The sequence below is a fragment of the Bacillus glycinifermentans genome (assembly GCF_001042475.2).
Taxonomy (GTDB): Bacteria; Bacillota; Bacilli; order Bacillales; family Bacillaceae; genus Bacillus; species Bacillus glycinifermentans.
Map to the genome: position 1 here is coordinate 244,664 of NZ_LECW02000045.1, position 15,338 is coordinate 260,001.

The following is a 15,338-nucleotide window of genomic DNA, read 5'->3' on the forward strand; positions in this document are numbered from 1 at the left end:
TCACTTTAAAAAGAGACAATTTCATAAAAATTGATGAGGTCAGATGATGATAGAATTGACTCCTTTCCTGAACAAAAAACTGAACATTCCGCTCTATATTCAGCTTTATCAATACATAAAAAAAGAAATTGAAGTAGGCGGCATACCTTCCGGAACGATTCTCCCTTCCATACGCTATTTATCCCGGCATTTACATGTAAGCAAAAACACCGTTGAGAACGCCTATCAGCAGCTGACTGCAGAAGGGTATACGGAAAGCAGGCCGAGAAGCGGCATCAAAGTGCTTCCTCTGGAAAAGCCGCTTCTGCCGCTCCGTCAATTAGAAGGTGCCATTGGCCTTGACAGCAGCAGGAACGGTGAAAAGCCTGCCGCAGCATACGATTTTAAATACGGTGATATCGATTTGGATCATTTTCCGTTCAAAGCGTGGAAACGGTGTTTGCAAGAGGTGCTGGAGAGCGGGGAGCCGGGCGTATTCATGTATGGCGAGTATAAAGGCGATCAGGGCCTCCGTATAGAGCTCAGCAAATATTTATTTCAAGCAAGAGGCGTACGCTGTTCGCCTGAGCAAATCGTGATCTGCTCAGGTACACAGCACGCGATCGGTCTGCTTTGTCAGCTTCTTTCGTTTCGCGGACGCCGGGTCGCTGCGGAAAATCCGGGATATGACGGCGTTCGCTCCGTGTTTCTCAACCACGGATATACAGTGAAGCCAATCGGTCTTGAGGCGGATGGAATCGATTTGTCGCAGCTGGCCGAAAGCGGGGCGAAACTGGCGTATGTTACGCCATCCCATCAGTTCCCGTATGGGATGGTGCTCCCTATCCAAAAAAGATTGAAATTGCTTGAGTGGGCACACCTAAATGGCGCTTACATCATTGAAGACGACTATGACAGCGAATTCCGCTATCAGGGACAGCCCATCCCGTCTTTAAAAGCGCTTGATACGAAAGAAAGCGTCATTTATTTAGGAACTTTCTCAAAATCGTTTCTGCCGTCGGTAAGAATGAGCTATATCGTCCTGCCGGCGGTGCTTTCGGATCGGTTCCGGGAAAAGCTTGGGCGCTACAGCCAGTCTTCCTCGCCGATCCTTCAAAGAGCGATGTACTTGTTTATGAAAGAGGGGCATTTTGAGCGGCACATTCGAAAAATGAAAAAAGTGTATCAGGAAAAACATAAAACATTGATTTCGGCAATTGACAAACATTTTGGAAACCGGGTAGAAATCGTTGGTCAAAAAGCGGGGCTCCATATTGTCATAAAGGTCAATCACCATGCTGACGACTTCATAAACAAAGCGGAACAGCACGGTGTAAAGGTTTACCCTGTTGCAAATTTTTGGATGAATCGTGACGACAGCCCGCAGAAGGCGGTGATGATCGGGTTCGGCGGACTTTCAGAAAAGGAAATCGAAGAGGGGATCAAGAGGCTTCACAAAGCGTGGCATGAATGTTAAAAAATTTCCGCCCGCAATCCGATATGAAGAACGTAACTTAAAGAAAAGAAAGCGGGAAAACGTGTGAAAAAGATGAGAATGCTACTTCTGCTGCTTTTGGCCGTGTCGCTGTATGGCTGCTCAAGCCATGAAGCAAGCGGAGAGGAGAAGGAAATGCCGCCGAAAGCGGCGCAAAAAGAGGCTGTGCCGTCAAAAAAGGCAACGCGGCACAAACCGGCTTGGATAAAAGTGAAGGGCCCCGCCCGGATTCCGATTTTGATGTACCACAGCATCTCGTCGGGAAACAGCCTGAGGGTGCCCGAAGCCGAGTTCCGCGGACATATGAAATGGCTGAAAGACAACGGCTATTATACGCTGACGCCGGAAGAAGCCTATACCGTTTTGACCGAGGATAAAATGCCGCGTAAAAAATCCGTGCTGATTACGTTTGATGACGGCTATACGGACAATTACACGAAGGCGTATCCGATTTTGAAGCAATACGGCATGAAGGCGACGATTTTCATGATCGGAAAATCGATCGACCGCAAGAATCATCTGACGGAAAAACAAATGAAAGAGATGAGCCGAAACGGTATTTCGATTGAAAGCCATACGATCAGCCATCTGGAGCTGAACGGGCTGACGCCGGAGCGGCAATTGAGTGAGATGAACCGTTCCAAAACATTGTTTGACTCTATGTTCGGCCAACAAACCGTGATGCTGAGCTATCCGGTCGGCCGCTATAATACGGAGACGTTGAAAATGGCCGGGAAAGCAGGCTACAAGATGGCCGTGACGACAGAGCCTGGTGCGGCGTCGCACGAACAGGGACTGTATGCGCTGCATCGCGTTCGCATCTCGCCCGGGATGTCTCCGGAAGCATTCGGAAGAACGATTGAACACAACAGGTAATAAGGAAAAGCGGCATTCTTCGCGTATGCCGCCTTCCTTATTTTTTTTCGTTCTGCTCCCCCGGGTTCATGATAAGCCGCAGATTGGGGCGTACACGATCAGATGGCCGCCGGCTTGCCGCCTGGCCTGGTGCGGTTTCGATCACTCTTAAAAATGCGGGCGGTGCAGACGCCTGACGGACCAGTGTTTTCGTTTCAGCTGTTTTTTTAGGCGATCTTCCGTTTCTGTTATCAAAAAAGAACGAATACAAAATGAACAGAGCGAATAAAACGAGTAAAAATATCATATGAAAAAAACCCCTCCTTGTCATAAATGTCTTCTTTTAATATCGAACAAGCGGGTGGAAAGTTTTATATGTTTTGTATCAAAATTGATTTTTTGTGACTTTTGTATCGGTTGAAGAGTGGGGATCGTTGTCTTTACATCATTCCCAATCGGAAGTCCGGTTAAACAACTGAATATTGGAGTATATGGTGAAAGAATTTGAAGGGAATTCCGGAACATGCCCGGCTGACTGCAGCAAATACTGCATCCAGCCTAAGAACCGAGCAGGAGCAGAAGATGGAGAAAGCAGCCGGCATGTCTTAAAAGCCTCCGCCGCCATCGCCTCCACCACCGCTGCAATCACCGCCGCCGTCTCCGAATGAATCGCAGCCGCCTGAGTGATGGCCGTGGGATGAATCAGGACCGCCGGAGAAGAACATCGAAGAGCCGCTGTTTCTGTTTTTTTCGTCCGGCGATGTTATGGCGTTGTAGAGGAAGAAAAGCACAATTATAAAACAAATAATTCCAATCATGATATGAAAACCCCCTTATCAATATGACTTCTGTTTTTATACGAACGGGAGGTCAAAAAGTTTCAGAAATTTGTAAATTTATAGTTTATAATAGAAAAAACGGCTTATATGCCGTTTTTTCACTGTTTTATCAATTTGTCCCTGACTGCATTCGGCATGTCGCCGGGCTGTACTTCTTCCCACGTTTCTACATATTTTCCCTTCGCATATACCTTTAGATATGCGTTTTTTCGAAGGGAGCCGCTGGCGAGGAATGTTACTTCTTTTTCCTTGCCGGCGGCATTATATCCTTCCAGTGTGTACTCATAGCCGCCCGGACTTAGGTGCTTACCTTCTTTGTTGATCTGGACATACACGTTTTCTTTCGGGACGAGCGGATTGAACCGGTCTGTTACATCATTATGAATGAACAGAAAAGAGCCGATGCATACAACAGCCAAACCGGCTGCAATGAAAGAGATTATTTTTTTCATATCTTATCACCTTAAAAATCCTTTTAATTTTTTTAGATAGCTTTTTCGAATGATCATAAAGAATAATAGTTGGAAGATCAGAAACCCGCCTATCGTCATGAAAAGCGGAGCTGTGAAATGACCGAAACTCTGCGACTCGAGCGTCTTCATCGCGAAATAGGTATGAACTGATGCAAGCGCGAATGGAAAGAAGAACAGGATGGCCAATTGAATCGTCACGCTCTGCGACATTTCCTCTTCGCTCAGGCCGATTTTTGCAAGCGACCGGTAGCGCTCTTGATCTTCCTCAAGATCGGTAAACAGGCGGAAGTAGAGAAAACTTCCGGATGCCGTAAAAAAGAGAAGTGCAATAAAGAGTCCGATAAACAGGCTCAGGCTTGGAAGCTGAACAGTATCGAAATAAGAAATGGCCTTTGCGTCAAACTGAAATTGGATATGACCATAGTTTCCGTATATGCTGTTTTTCAGCGATTGGCTGATATCAAGGCTGTCTTTCCAGCGGCTGTACTTATAGCCGTACAGTGTGACGGATTCGCCTTGTTTTTTCAGCTTTTCAAAGGTTTTGCCGTTTACGACAACGATGCTGTCTAACGAAATGAGCGGTTGTTTCTTGCCTTTTACTTTCAGCCGTTCATTTGCCGGCTTCAGATCTTTGTTCAGCATGTTCAAGGTCTCGGGAACTTCCGTCTTGTCTTTCGCCTCAAAGGTGCTCGGATAATACAGCGCCTCGCCGTCTTTCAGTTCACCTGCATCTGACTTGAAGTGCTTTCGGAATTCGCTTTCAGAGATCAGGAGCACCGGAGGAACGAGATCTCCCTGGCTATAGCTGATATGGATACCTTTTGTCTCTTCCTTTGTATACGAAAAATGTCCTTCCTTCAGCTTTTGTTCAATCAGCTTAACGTGTGCTTGTTCTTTGGTGTTCCCGCTGTTCGATAAGTACTCCATCTCGTATTGAGAATCCATTTTTCCGAGAGAGGTCTTGTAAATCGCCAATGTACCTGTCGCGGTAAAGGCGACCGCTGAAATGATACAGACGAGAAAGAACAGGCGGGCATTATCTTTCAGCCGGTAGACAAGATCGGATACCCACAGCACGTTTTTTCCGCGCAAATAAAATGATTTCCGCTTTTTTAACATCCTGAGCAGCCAAATGCTGCTTTGGCTGAAGAAGAAATAAGTCCCGATGATCGTCAGAATTAAGATCGTGACGGCTTGGGGAAAATGGATTTCGTCGGACAATGCAAGCCAGTAGCCGGAGCCGAGGCAGCCGATGCCGATGACCGAAAAGATAAGGGACGGTTTTGGCTCCGGTTTGATTTTCCCGGTGCCTTTGATCAGCTTGACAACGGTTTTTGATTTAATAAACAAGACCGTAAATTGCGACAGCAGGATAAACAGCACGAAAAAGCAGGCGGCTGTGAGAGCCAGCGCTTTCCAAGGCAGATACAGAGGCAAAGCGTCCATTTCCAGAATATAAGCGCCGACCGTAAAGAAGGTTTTTGCGAAAATCAGACCGCCGATGATCCCTGTCACGATCGAAAGCAAGCCGATGATGATATTTTCTGCTGTAATCAGCCTCCTCAATTGACCCGGGGCGATTCCTTGAATGGTGAGTATCCCGAATTCTTTGCTTCTCGACTGAAGAAAGGCGTTTACGGAATAGAGCACAAACAGGATGGAAAAGGCGAAAATCATCCATTCGGCCACCGTCAATCCCCGTTTTGCAATGTTGTTTAAATAGCCTTTTTCCAAAGCGGGGTGGAACAAAAGCATCGCAAAGGTGAAGAAAATCATCACCGAAAACGCGCTGCTTAAAAAGAAGGCAAGATATGCCCTTTTATTCCGAACGACGTTTTTATAAGCGAACTGAAGAAAGGTCATTGGCGTTTCCTCCCAGCATGGACAGCACATTTAAAATCTCTTCATAAAATACTTGGCGGTTGGCGCCGCGGTGAATTTCGTTGAATAATGTTCCGTCTTTAATAAAAATGACGCGGCGGCAGAAGCTCGCGGCAACAGGGTCATGCGTCACCATCAATATCGTGGCATTGTCGTTTTCGTTAAGATGCTGCATCGTTTCCATCACGTCTTTTGACGCCTTGGAATCGAGGTTTCCTGTCGGTTCGTCGGCGAGGATGAGAGCAGGTTGATGAATGACAGCTCTTGCGATGGCTGCGCGCTGTTTTTGTCCGCCGGATACTTCAAACGTCCGTTTATTGAGAAGGGCCTCGATGCCGAGCTTTTCAGCAATCGCCTGAAGCTTTTCTTCCATGACGGAAGGCGGTTTATTTTCAAGCGTTAACGGCAGCATGATGTTTTCGCCGATCGTCAGCGTATCCAGCAAATTAAAATCCTGGAATACGAATCCGAGCTGCTTGCGGCGAAAGTGGGCAAGTTTCGCCCTTTTCAGATGATGCGGGTCTTCTCCGCGGATCAAAATGTCGCCGGAATCGGGGCGGTCAATGGTTGATATCATATTGAGCAGCGTCGTTTTTCCAGACCCGGAAGGTCCCATAATAGCCGTGAATTCGCCGTCCTCGACATTGAATGAAATATTTTTTAACGCCTGATGAGAGACTTGTCCTTTATACGTTTTATTGATGTTTTTAACGACCAGCATGTCAGTCATTATAATCCTCCTTTTTTGCCCTATGTCGATGGGGATTAAAAAATCCTCCGTGAAAAAGATTGTTTCTGCAAACACATCTTATCAAGGAGGATGGGGAAGAGCTATGCGGTTTTATTAAAGAAGACTTACATTTTTGTAAGGAAAGAAAATTGAAAAGCTGTCCCTTTTCCGTCTTCAGAAGCGATGCTCACATCATGATCGAGCTTTTTGGCAATCTCCTTTACAAGGTAGAGGCCAATGCCCGTCGATTCCTGAAAACGCCGCCCGTTTTCACCAGTGTAATATGGTTCGAATACCCGCTTTACATCCTGGGACGGAATTCCGACCCCATAGTCTTTTATTTCCAAAACGATACGTCCATCTTGACGGTATATCGTCATATCGATGCGGTCGCTTTTCCCCGCCGAATACTTTACGGCATTTGTGATGACCTGTCCGATTGCGAACCTGAGCCATTTCCGGTCCGTATAAATGACGGCGTCTTCAGCGGGCAGGTGTGTTTTCGGATAGACGCGGTGCTGGATAAAGTAGCCTTTATAGCGCTGAATTAACGATTGCAGCAGATTTCCAAGAGACACAGCTTCAATTTTAAAATCCCTTTCAAACAGGTCAAGCCTTGAAGAGTAGAGGAGCGTTTCCAGTCCGTATTCAATCTGCCGGACTTCTTTTTTGATTTGTTTAAAAATGGGCTCATCCTCTTCCTGAATGATCAGATTGATGACGGAAAGCGGCGTTTTCACCTGATGCACCCATTGATTCATGTAGGTCACCCTGTCTTCCAGTCTGGCTTCCATCTCATGAATTTTGCGGTGCTGAAACCGGCTTAGCTCCATATGTTTTTCATACAGCTCTGAGCAAAATTCAGACGTCCCCAAAAAAGGAATTTCCGTATCTTGTTGTTCAGAGCCGAGCCATTGATAGACTCTGTGTTCTTGATACCATTTGTACGAAAGATAAAGCGCCAGCGCCAGAAGCTGAACGCCAAGGACGTAAAAAAGGTGTGTAAAAGACTGCATGCCGGCAAACCAATAGTAAAAAAACACGAATCCGCCCTGAAGAAGGAATAGAAGGATAAGAACGGCATGGTTTTTTAGAAACAGCTTCATGATCCCGTCCTCAGCTGATACCCTTCGCCCCGCACTGATTCAATCGAGAAGGGCACGCCCATGCCCCGCAATTTTTTGCGAAGCCTCGCAATATAGACGTTTAACGTGTTTTCATCCACAAATGTATCGGTTTCCCATGTCTTCTCCATTAACCGGTCTCTGCTCGTCACCTTTTCTCCTCTTTCAAGCAGCACTTCCAGGAGCCTGCTTTCCTTTTTTGAAAGCTCGTGCTTCACATCCCGGTAGCGCAGTTCAAAACGTTCGACAAACAACTGAACGCCTTCGAATTCAACCACTTTTTCCCCTTGTTTTACCGCATATTCGCCAAAGGCCCTGCGAATCTGGCTTTTAATTTTCGCAAGCACCACCTCGTAGGAAAAAGGCTTCTCTATATAATCGTCTCCGCCGTTTTCAATCGCCATGACCTGATCCATTTCCCCGCTTCTGGCAGAAATGAAAATAATCGGACAAGTTGAATGCTGGCGGATTTGACGGCACCAATAGTACCCGTCGTATGCCGGCAAGTTGATATCAAGCAACACCAAATCAGGTTTCACTTCCAAAAAAGCATCGAGGATAGATGTGAAATCATGCGTTGCAACGGTGTTATATCCGTATTTTTCTAAATAATTTTGCAATAGCTGCCGAATGTCTTCGCTGTCTTCGACAATCATGATTTTCGTCATACGACACACTCCCATAAACAAACGTTCCGTTTCCGGACGATTGATCTTTCATGCTTAAGAATATCATAAAAAGATATTTTTCATGTGAGCGTTTTATTTTTTTGCACACCAAATCATGCTTATTCTGTTTCTGTAGGTTAAAATGGGAATAGACGACCGTAATGTAAAAAGGAGAGGATCAAATGGCAACATATAGAGGCTATATCGGAACATATACAAAAGCAGACAGTAAAGGAATCTATACGTTTGAACTTGATACCGACAAAAAAGCGCTGAGCACGCCAAAGCTTGCGGCAAAGCTGGGCAGTCCGACATATCTCAATATCGCCAAAGATAATAGCATGCTCTATGCGGTGATCAATGACGGTGATCAAGGCGGTGTTGCCGCCTACCGGGTTGACGGGAATACAGGTGATCTGCATTTCGTCAACAAGCAAACCGCAGACGGCCCGTCGCCGTGCCATGTCAGCGTCGACAGCGCCAATCAGTATGTGCTTTCCGCCAATTATCACAGCGGAACGATTGCATCCTATTCTTTAGATGGAGACGGCAGCTTGGATGCTCCCTCTTCAGAAGTGCAGCATAAAGGGTCCGGCCCGCATGAAAGACAGGAGAAGGCGCATGCGCACTATTCTGGTTTTACCCCTGACGAAAACTATGCGGTTGCCGTTGATCTAGGAATTGACCGGGTGATCACCTATCAATTGAAGGAAGGAAAGCTGGAGGAAGTGAAGTCTCTCGCTGTCGCGCCTGGTTCCGGTCCCCGGCATATTGAATTTCATCCGAAAGAAAAGTACGCGTATGTACTGACAGAGCTGAGCAATGAAGTTATCGTTCTCGAATATAACCCCGGCCTTGGAGAATTTCGCGAAGTGCAAGTCATTTCCGCCTTGCCTGACGGCTTTGACGGACAAAGCCAGGGCGGCGCGATTCACGTCACGCGCGACGGCAAATTTGTCTATGCTTCAAACCGAGGACATGACAGCATCGCCGTGTTTGCCGTAAATGAATACTCAGGCGAGCTTTCCTTGATCGAGCATGTCTCTACAGAAGGGGAATGGCCGCGCGACTTTGCATTTGATCCTGCGGAAGGATTTTTGATCGCCTCCAACCAGGAAACAGGAACGCTGACATTATATGAAAGAAACGAATCGACGGGCACGCTGACGCTGCTGCAGTCCAACATCCCTGCTCCTGAAGCGGTCTGCGTAAAGTTCTTGCATCGCTAAAAATAAAAAAACTTGATTGGCGATTTTCGGCCAATCAAGTTTTTTTGTATGAAAAGGGAAGCCCCCGCTCATTCAGCGTCAAGCTGTTTTTTGACTTTGATGAACGCGACCATCTGCCTGATGTCTTCTTCAGAAAGAAGCGCCCCGTCAACCGCCAGTTTGTGCTTTCCCCAATTCGTCAGTTCAATCGGTTCGTTTTTGCTCTTCCCATCCCGGGGGTCGTCGATTCTGCCGAGCAAGTAGTCGGTTGAGGTTCCGAATAAATCAGCGATTTCGATAAGCGCCTCCAATGAAGGGCGGCGATAGCCGGATTCATACCCCGCATAGGTGCTTTTCGCAATACCGAGGCGGTCGGCTGTATATTGCAATGACCATTTCTTATTTTTTCTCAGTGTTGTTAATCGATCTAAATTCATATCTTCCGCTCCTTTTGATACACAGTGATTATAGCACATTATGAGCAAAAGTGTACGCGAAATGAATAATCTTTCTTGATTATTTCACATTTGAGGACTATAATTGCAATGAAGGTACGCATAAAGCGTATACAATGCTTATCTGTCGGCCTTTTTGCTCTATATGATCATGCTTTAAAACGTTAAAATACTTCTTAGAGAGGTGTAGCATATGAAAAAGTTACTGCTGTTGACCACCGGCGGGACGATCGCTTCGGTAGAAGGAGAAAACGGGCTCGCTCCGGGGGTTAAAGCGGAAGAGCTTCTCAGCTATTTATCTGATAACAATAAAAATTATACGATAGATTGCCAATCTTTAATGGATATAGACAGTACAAACATGCAGCCTGAACATTGGGTGAAAATGGCTGAAGCGGTATATGAGAACTACAGCCGCTACGACGGGTTTGTCATCACCCATGGTACCGATACGATGGCCTATACGTCAGCAGCGCTTTCCTATATGCTGCAAAACGTCGATAAGCCGATCGTTATCACGGGTTCACAGGTGCCGATTACATTTAAGAAGACAGATGCAAAGAAAAATATTAAAGACGCTGTCCGCTTTGCTTCAGACGGCATCGGCGGGGTGTACGTCGTCTTTGACGGCCGTGTCATTTTGGGAACGAGAGCGATCAAATTAAGAACGAAAAGCTATGATGCTTTTGAAAGCATCAACTATCCTTATATCGCTTTCATCCACGATCAGGAGATCGAGTACAACAAACGGGTTCCTGAAGCAAAGCAAGAGCCGATTGCGTTCGATACTTCTTTAAATACCGACGTTTGCCTGATCAAGCTGCATCCCGGCTTGAAACCGGAGTTCCTCGATTGTCTGAAAGGCTCGTATAAAGGCGTCGTCATTGAGAGCTACGGCAGCGGCGGCATTCCGTTTGAGAAACGGAACATTTTGGACAAGGTCAATGAACTGATCGATTCCGGAATCGTCGTCGTCATCACAACGCAATGCCTTGAGGAAGGAGAGGATATGAGCATTTATGAAGTCGGCCGCAGAGTCAATCAGGATGCCGTTATCCGATCAAGAAACATGAACACCGAAGCGATCGTGCCTAAGCTGATGTGGGCTTTAGGGAAAAATGGTGACCCGCACGAGGTCAAAAAAATCATGGAAACACCAATTGCAGACGATATCATTATTTAAACAGAAAGCAGGGTTAACAAATGAATCAGACCGCATATCGGACAGAAAAGGATTTTCTCGGAGAGAAGAACATCCCGGCGGATGTCTACTATGGTATTCAAACATTACGGGCAGCAGAAAATTTTCCGATTACCGGATATAAAATTCATGAGGAAATGATCAAGGCGCTGGCCGTGGTCAAAAAAGCAGCCGCGCTTGCCAACATGGAGACGAAGCGCCTCTATAAAGGACTCGGAGATGCGATTGTCCAGGCTGCTGACGAGATCATCGAAGGCAAGCTGCACGATCAATTTATCGTCGATCCGATTCAGGGCGGCGCCGGCACGTCCATGAACATGAATGCGAATGAAGTCATCGGAAACCGCGCGCTCGAACTGCTCGGCCATCAAAAAGGAGAATATATTCACTTAAGTCCGAACACGCACGTCAACATGTCACAGTCGACAAATGACGTGTTCCCGACGGCCATTCACATTTCAACGCTGAAATTGCTTGAAAAACTGCTCGATACGATGGAATACATGCTGAGCGCCTTCAAGAAAAAAGCGAGTGAATTCGATCATGTCATCAAAATGGGGCGCACCCATCTCCAGGATGCTGTTCCGATTCGTCTCGGTCAGGAGTTTGAAGCGTACAGCCGCGTCATCGAACGCGACATCAAGCGGATTAAACAGTCGCGTCAGCATTTATATGAAGTCAATATGGGCGCAACTGCAGTAGGAACGGGATTAAACGCAGATCCGCGCTACATTGAAAATGTCGTCAAGCATCTGGCAGACATCAGCGGCCTCCCGCTTGTCGGCGCCGATCATCTCGTCGATGCGACGCAGAACACGGACGCTTATACGGAAGTATCGGCTGCATTGAAAGTCTGCATGATGAACATGTCCAAAATCGCAAACGATTTAAGGCTGATGGCATCCGGCCCGCGCGCAGGACTGGCGGAGATTTCCCTGCCGGCGAGACAGCCGGGGTCATCGATCATGCCGGGGAAAGTCAATCCTGTCATGGCCGAGCTGATCAATCAGATTGCCTTCCAGGTGATCGGGAACGACCACACGATTTGCCTGGCTTCTGAAGCCGGACAGCTTGAACTGAATGTCATGGAGCCTGTGCTCGTGTTTAACCTGCTTCAATCGATCAGCATCATGAACAACGGATTCCGTTCATTTACGGATCACTGTGTGACAGGTATTGAAGCAAACGAAAAACGCCTGAAAGCATATGTCGAAAAAAGCGCCGGCGTCATTACGGCCGTAAACCCTCACCTCGGCTATGAAGCGGCCGCAAGAATCGCGAGGGAAGCGATTTTAACGGGCCAATCAGTACGCGATCTGTGTCTGCAAAATGACGTTTTGACAGAAGAAGAGCTGGATCTGATTTTGAACCCTTATGAAATGACCAAACCGGGTATTGCCGGGGCTGAACTTTTAAATCGGGATTAATAAAAAAGGCAGGCGGAAACACGCTGAAAGCATTTTACCGGGATAGAAAAACAGGGTGTTTCCGCTTGCAACTAAAAATGTTGGGGAGAGTAAGGATACCATGGGTAAAATAGGATACCATCTTGTCTTTTTTCATGGTATACTTGCTCTGTTAGTTAAATTTTTAGGAAAAAATTGAGTAGAATTTACTATTTTGAAGTAGCTTTTTTTGTAAGCGTTTCAATAACAAGGGGGACTCCAGGTTGAAAGAAGCACGGTTACCGTCAATGACAGAAATTATCATTGTATTAGGTGCATTTTTAGCAATCGTTTGTTCGTTTACAGTAAAATTTAATTTGCCGATACAGCTGGCATTATTCATATCATGGTTTTTGGTGATTTTGCTCGGGCTGCGCCTGGGCCACCGTTATGAAGATTTGCAGAAATCGATTACAACAGGGATTACCAACGGTCTTGAAGCGATATTAATCCTCATTGCCGTCGGCGCTCTGATCGGCACGTGGATAGCCGGCGGAGTTGTTCCGACTTTGATCTATTACGGGCTCGAATTTATTCATCCGAGCATATTCCTGCTTGCCACGCTCATTATTTGTTCGATTACGTCTGTTGCGACAGGTACGTCATGGGGAACCGTCGGTACGGCCGGAATTGCGATGATGGCGATCGGGGAAGGTCTGGGACTGCCCCTTCCGCTCGTAGCCGGCGCCGTTTTATCAGGTGCGTATTTTGGCGATAAATTATCACCGCTTTCAGACAGTACGGTGCTTGCTTCATCTTTATCAAAAGTCGAAGTCATCTCCCACGTAAGGGCGATGCTGTATTTATCGATTCCCGCATATATCATCACGGCGGTGCTCTTTACCGTTACGGGATTTATTTACGGGGGTAAAAACGTTGATTTGGAGAAAGTCGAGTTTTTGAAGCAGTCGCTGCAGAACACGTTTGACATTCATATTTGGATGCTTGTTCCGGCGATCGTCGTCATCGTTCTTCTGGCGATGAGAAAGCCTTCCGTACCGACGATTGCAATCGGCGCTCTTTTGGGAGCCATCTGGGCGGCTGTATTCCAGGGAATGAATTTTTCCGATGCGCTCGGAACAGCGTACAGCGGTTTTTCGATTGATACCGGCATTAAATTTATGGACCAGCTTCTGAACCGCGGAGGAATCGAGGGAATGCTCAGCTCTGTCGTCGTCATTATCCTCGGCCTTGGATTTGGAGGGCTTCTGGAACATTTAGGCGTTTTGAAAGTAATTGTGTCCAAGTTCCAAAAAAAGCTGACATCTGCTGGAAATGTAACGCTTTCGACGCTCATTGTCGCCTTTTTAGGGAACGTGTTTGGCTGCGCCATGTACGTTTCGCTGATTTTAACGCCGAAGATCATGGAGAAAAGCTATGACAAGCTCCGCATCGACCGGAGGGTGCTGTCAAGAAACGCCGAGGTCGGAGGGACCATGACATCCGGAATGGTGCCTTGGTCAGACAACGGGATTTATATGGCCGGAATTTTAGGCATCTCCACCTTCAGTTACTTGCCGTTCATGTGGATGAGCTTCGTTTCAGTCGGACTCGCGATTTTGTACGGATATACCGGGAAATTCATCTGGTATACGGATCAAAAGGATTCATCGGTGCAGTAGCAGCTGATATCAAATCATTGGAGGTATTCTGTGATGAATGGCAAAAATATTATTCGCAATTTAATGATCGAAATTCCTTCAGCACCCGGAAACCTTGGGAAAGTGACCACGGCGATCGGCCTGGCGGGCGGTGATATCGGAGAGATCGAGACGATCAAGGTCGGGCCGCATTATACGATGAGGAGCATCACGGTTCAAGTCGAGCATGAAGAACAGCTGACCGAAATTCTTGGTGTGATCCGCAATTTAAAGGACGGCATTCATCTTCATACCGTTTCTGACGACGTCCTTTCCGCTCACGAAGGCGGAAAGATTCACATGAAGAGCAAAATGCCGATCAGGTCGCTCGCAGACTTGAGACGGGTGTATACGCCCGGAGTCGCCAACGTGTGCGAAATTATTAAAGAAGAACCGCAAAAAGCAAAGATTTACACGGGAATCGGCAATTCGGTGGCCATCGTGACGGACGGAACCGCTATTCTCGGCTTAGGGGACATCGGCCCTGTCGCCGGAATGCCGGTCATGGAAGGAAAAGCCGCTCTTTTTGACCAGCTTGCCGGAATCAGCGGCATACCGATTTTGCTGGATACGAAAAATCCTGATGAGATCGTCCAGACGGTGAAAAACATCGCGCCGGGATTCAACGGGATCCTGCTCGAAGATATCGGTTCTCCGCATTGTTTTGAAGTCGAGGAGCGCCTGAAACAGGAACTGGACATCCCTGTGATGCATGATGACCAGCATGGCACTGCCGTTGTTACGCTTGCGGCGGCGATTTCGGCAGCTAAAAGCGCGGGAGTCGACCTGAAGCAGGCACACGTCGGCCAAATCGGCCTCGGCGCCGCAGGCGTTGCCATCTGCCGGATGTTTATGGCGTACGGAGTGAAACGGGTCGTCGGAACAGATAAATCGATGGAAGCAATGGCCCGCTTGGAGAATTACGGCGGACACGCAGCTGAAAGCATTGAAGAGCTGATGGAAAGCTGCGACATCGTTATCGCGACGACGGGCGTTCCGGGGCTGATCGATAAAAAATGGGTTCGCGAAGGCCAGGTAATTCTGGCTTTGTCCAATCCGAAGCCTGAGATTGAGCCCGAAGAAGCGCTCAAGGCAGGAGCGGCTTATGCTGCAGACGGGCGGTCTGTCAACAATGTTCTCGGATTCCCGGGCATTTTCAGAGGCGCGCTGAATGCAAGAGCGGAATCGATCACACATCCGATGCTCGTTGCCGCAGCCGAGGCCATTGCTTCCTGTACAAAACAAGGCGATTTAGTACCCGATCCGCTGAACCCCGACGTTCATGAGATTGTCGCCGAAGCTGTGGAAAGAGCAACGCTTTCGAGCGGGAGATAATACGGACGGC

Annotated in this window: 15 protein-coding genes; 7 read left to right on the forward strand and 8 right to left on the reverse strand. The window is 47.3% G+C overall.

Going from position 1 to position 15,338, the window contains the following annotated elements; all coding sequences use genetic code 11:
* Window positions 1-46 precede the first annotated feature (46 nt).
* Both pdxR and AB447_RS20570 read left to right on the forward strand, forming a co-directional pair.
* Complete coding sequence (gene pdxR, locus AB447_RS20565; protein WP_096891953.1) at window positions 47-1,456, forward strand: MocR-like pyridoxine biosynthesis transcription factor PdxR; 1,410 nt, start codon at window positions 47-49, stop codon at window positions 1,454-1,456.
* Between the two features lie 63 nt (window positions 1,457-1,519).
* Window positions 1,520-2,350, forward strand: coding sequence for a polysaccharide deacetylase family protein (locus AB447_RS20570; protein ID WP_048354260.1), 831 nt, complete (start codon window positions 1,520-1,522; stop codon window positions 2,348-2,350).
* Window positions 2,351-2,387: 37 nt separating this feature from the next.
* Here AB447_RS20570 and AB447_RS20575 read toward each other — a convergent pair whose 3' ends face one another.
* The 7 genes from AB447_RS20575 to AB447_RS20605 all read right to left on the reverse strand — a co-directional run bounded on the left by AB447_RS20575 (window position 2,388) and on the right by AB447_RS20605 (window position 8,044).
* Complete coding sequence (locus tag AB447_RS20575; protein WP_048354261.1) at window positions 2,388-2,636, reverse strand: hypothetical protein; 249 nt, start codon at window positions 2,634-2,636, stop codon at window positions 2,388-2,390.
* A 298-nt stretch (window positions 2,637-2,934) separates the two neighbouring features.
* Entirely contained in the window at window positions 2,935-3,147 is a 213-nt protein-coding gene (locus AB447_RS20580; RefSeq protein WP_193787113.1) for a hypothetical protein, read from the reverse strand.
* A gap of 119 nt (window positions 3,148-3,266) precedes the next feature.
* Window positions 3,267-3,620 carry a YxeA family protein gene (locus AB447_RS20585; protein ID WP_048354263.1) on the reverse strand — a complete coding sequence of 118 codons (354 nt, stop codon included), beginning with the start codon at window positions 3,618-3,620 and terminating at the stop codon, window positions 3,267-3,269.
* 6 nt (window positions 3,621-3,626) lie between these two features.
* A complete protein-coding gene (locus tag AB447_RS20590; RefSeq protein ID WP_048354264.1) occupies window positions 3,627-5,504 on the reverse strand; it encodes an FtsX-like permease family protein in 1,878 nt (625 codons plus the stop codon).
* Window positions 5,479-6,252, reverse strand: coding sequence for an ABC transporter ATP-binding protein (locus AB447_RS20595; protein WP_048354265.1), 774 nt, complete (start codon window positions 6,250-6,252; stop codon window positions 5,479-5,481). The genes AB447_RS20590 and AB447_RS20595 overlap by 26 nt, the downstream gene beginning before the upstream one ends.
* Window positions 6,253-6,377: 125 nt before the next feature.
* The gene (locus AB447_RS20600) at window positions 6,378-7,358 is read right to left on the reverse strand and encodes a sensor histidine kinase (RefSeq protein WP_048354266.1); all 981 of its coding nucleotides are present in this window, start codon (window positions 7,356-7,358) and stop codon (window positions 6,378-6,380) included.
* Complete coding sequence (locus tag AB447_RS20605) at window positions 7,355-8,044, reverse strand: response regulator transcription factor (RefSeq protein WP_048354267.1); 690 nt, start codon at window positions 8,042-8,044, stop codon at window positions 7,355-7,357. Before AB447_RS20605 ends, AB447_RS20600 begins: the two co-directional genes overlap by 4 nt.
* Window positions 8,045-8,226: 182 nt before the next feature.
* On the opposite strand from AB447_RS20605, the gene AB447_RS20610 reads away from it, so the two are divergent.
* On the forward strand, window positions 8,227-9,273 hold the full coding sequence (locus AB447_RS20610) for a lactonase family protein (protein ID WP_048354268.1): 1,047 nt from the start codon (window positions 8,227-8,229) through the stop codon (window positions 9,271-9,273).
* Between the two features lie 68 nt (window positions 9,274-9,341).
* Here AB447_RS20610 and AB447_RS20615 read toward each other — a convergent pair whose 3' ends face one another.
* Window positions 9,342-9,689, reverse strand: a complete 348-nt coding sequence (locus tag AB447_RS20615; RefSeq protein WP_046129361.1) for a helix-turn-helix domain-containing protein — start codon at window positions 9,687-9,689, stop codon at window positions 9,342-9,344.
* Between the two features lie 211 nt (window positions 9,690-9,900).
* On the opposite strand from AB447_RS20615, the gene AB447_RS20620 reads away from it, so the two are divergent.
* The 4 genes from AB447_RS20620 (at window position 9,901) to AB447_RS20635 (ending at window position 15,328) form a co-directional block, all read left to right on the forward strand.
* Complete coding sequence (locus AB447_RS20620; protein ID WP_048354269.1) at window positions 9,901-10,890, forward strand: asparaginase; 990 nt, start codon at window positions 9,901-9,903, stop codon at window positions 10,888-10,890.
* Between the two features lie 20 nt (window positions 10,891-10,910).
* A complete protein-coding gene (gene aspA / locus AB447_RS20625) occupies window positions 10,911-12,335 on the forward strand; it encodes an aspartate ammonia-lyase (RefSeq protein WP_048354270.1) in 1,425 nt (474 codons plus the stop codon).
* A 242-nt stretch (window positions 12,336-12,577) separates the two neighbouring features.
* Window positions 12,578-13,975 carry a Na+/H+ antiporter NhaC gene (nhaC, locus tag AB447_RS20630; RefSeq protein ID WP_048354271.1) on the forward strand — a complete coding sequence of 466 codons (1,398 nt, stop codon included), beginning with the start codon at window positions 12,578-12,580 and terminating at the stop codon, window positions 13,973-13,975.
* 33 nt (window positions 13,976-14,008) lie between these two features.
* A complete protein-coding gene (locus AB447_RS20635; RefSeq protein ID WP_048354272.1) occupies window positions 14,009-15,328 on the forward strand; it encodes an NAD-dependent malic enzyme in 1,320 nt (439 codons plus the stop codon).
* Window positions 15,329-15,338: the final 10 nt, after the last annotated feature.

Coding starts and splice junctions, on each gene's coding strand:
- pdxR (WP_096891953.1), top strand. CDS start 47: ATGATAGAATTGACTCCTTTCCTGAACAAAAAACTGAACATTCCGCTC.
- AB447_RS20575 (WP_048354261.1), bottom strand. CDS start 2,636: ATGATATTTTTACTCGTTTTATTCGCTCTGTTCATTTTGTATTCGTTC.
- AB447_RS20580 (WP_193787113.1), bottom strand. CDS start 3,147: ATGATTGGAATTATTTGTTTTATAATTGTGCTTTTCTTCCTCTACAAC.
- AB447_RS20585 (WP_048354263.1), bottom strand. CDS start 3,620: ATGAAAAAAATAATCTCTTTCATTGCAGCCGGTTTGGCTGTTGTATGC.
- AB447_RS20590 (WP_048354264.1), bottom strand. CDS start 5,504: ATGACCTTTCTTCAGTTCGCTTATAAAAACGTCGTTCGGAATAAAAGG.
- AB447_RS20595 (WP_048354265.1), bottom strand. CDS start 6,252: ATGACTGACATGCTGGTCGTTAAAAACATCAATAAAACGTATAAAGGA.
- AB447_RS20600 (WP_048354266.1), bottom strand. CDS start 7,358: ATGAAGCTGTTTCTAAAAAACCATGCCGTTCTTATCCTTCTATTCCTT.
- AB447_RS20605 (WP_048354267.1), bottom strand. CDS start 8,044: ATGACGAAAATCATGATTGTCGAAGACAGCGAAGACATTCGGCAGCTA.
- AB447_RS20610 (WP_048354268.1), top strand. CDS start 8,227: ATGGCAACATATAGAGGCTATATCGGAACATATACAAAAGCAGACAGT.
- AB447_RS20615 (WP_046129361.1), bottom strand. CDS start 9,689: ATGAATTTAGATCGATTAACAACACTGAGAAAAAATAAGAAATGGTCA.
- AB447_RS20620 (WP_048354269.1), top strand. CDS start 9,901: ATGAAAAAGTTACTGCTGTTGACCACCGGCGGGACGATCGCTTCGGTA.
- aspA (WP_048354270.1), top strand. CDS start 10,911: ATGAATCAGACCGCATATCGGACAGAAAAGGATTTTCTCGGAGAGAAG.
- AB447_RS20635 (WP_048354272.1), top strand. CDS start 14,009: ATGAATGGCAAAAATATTATTCGCAATTTAATGATCGAAATTCCTTCA.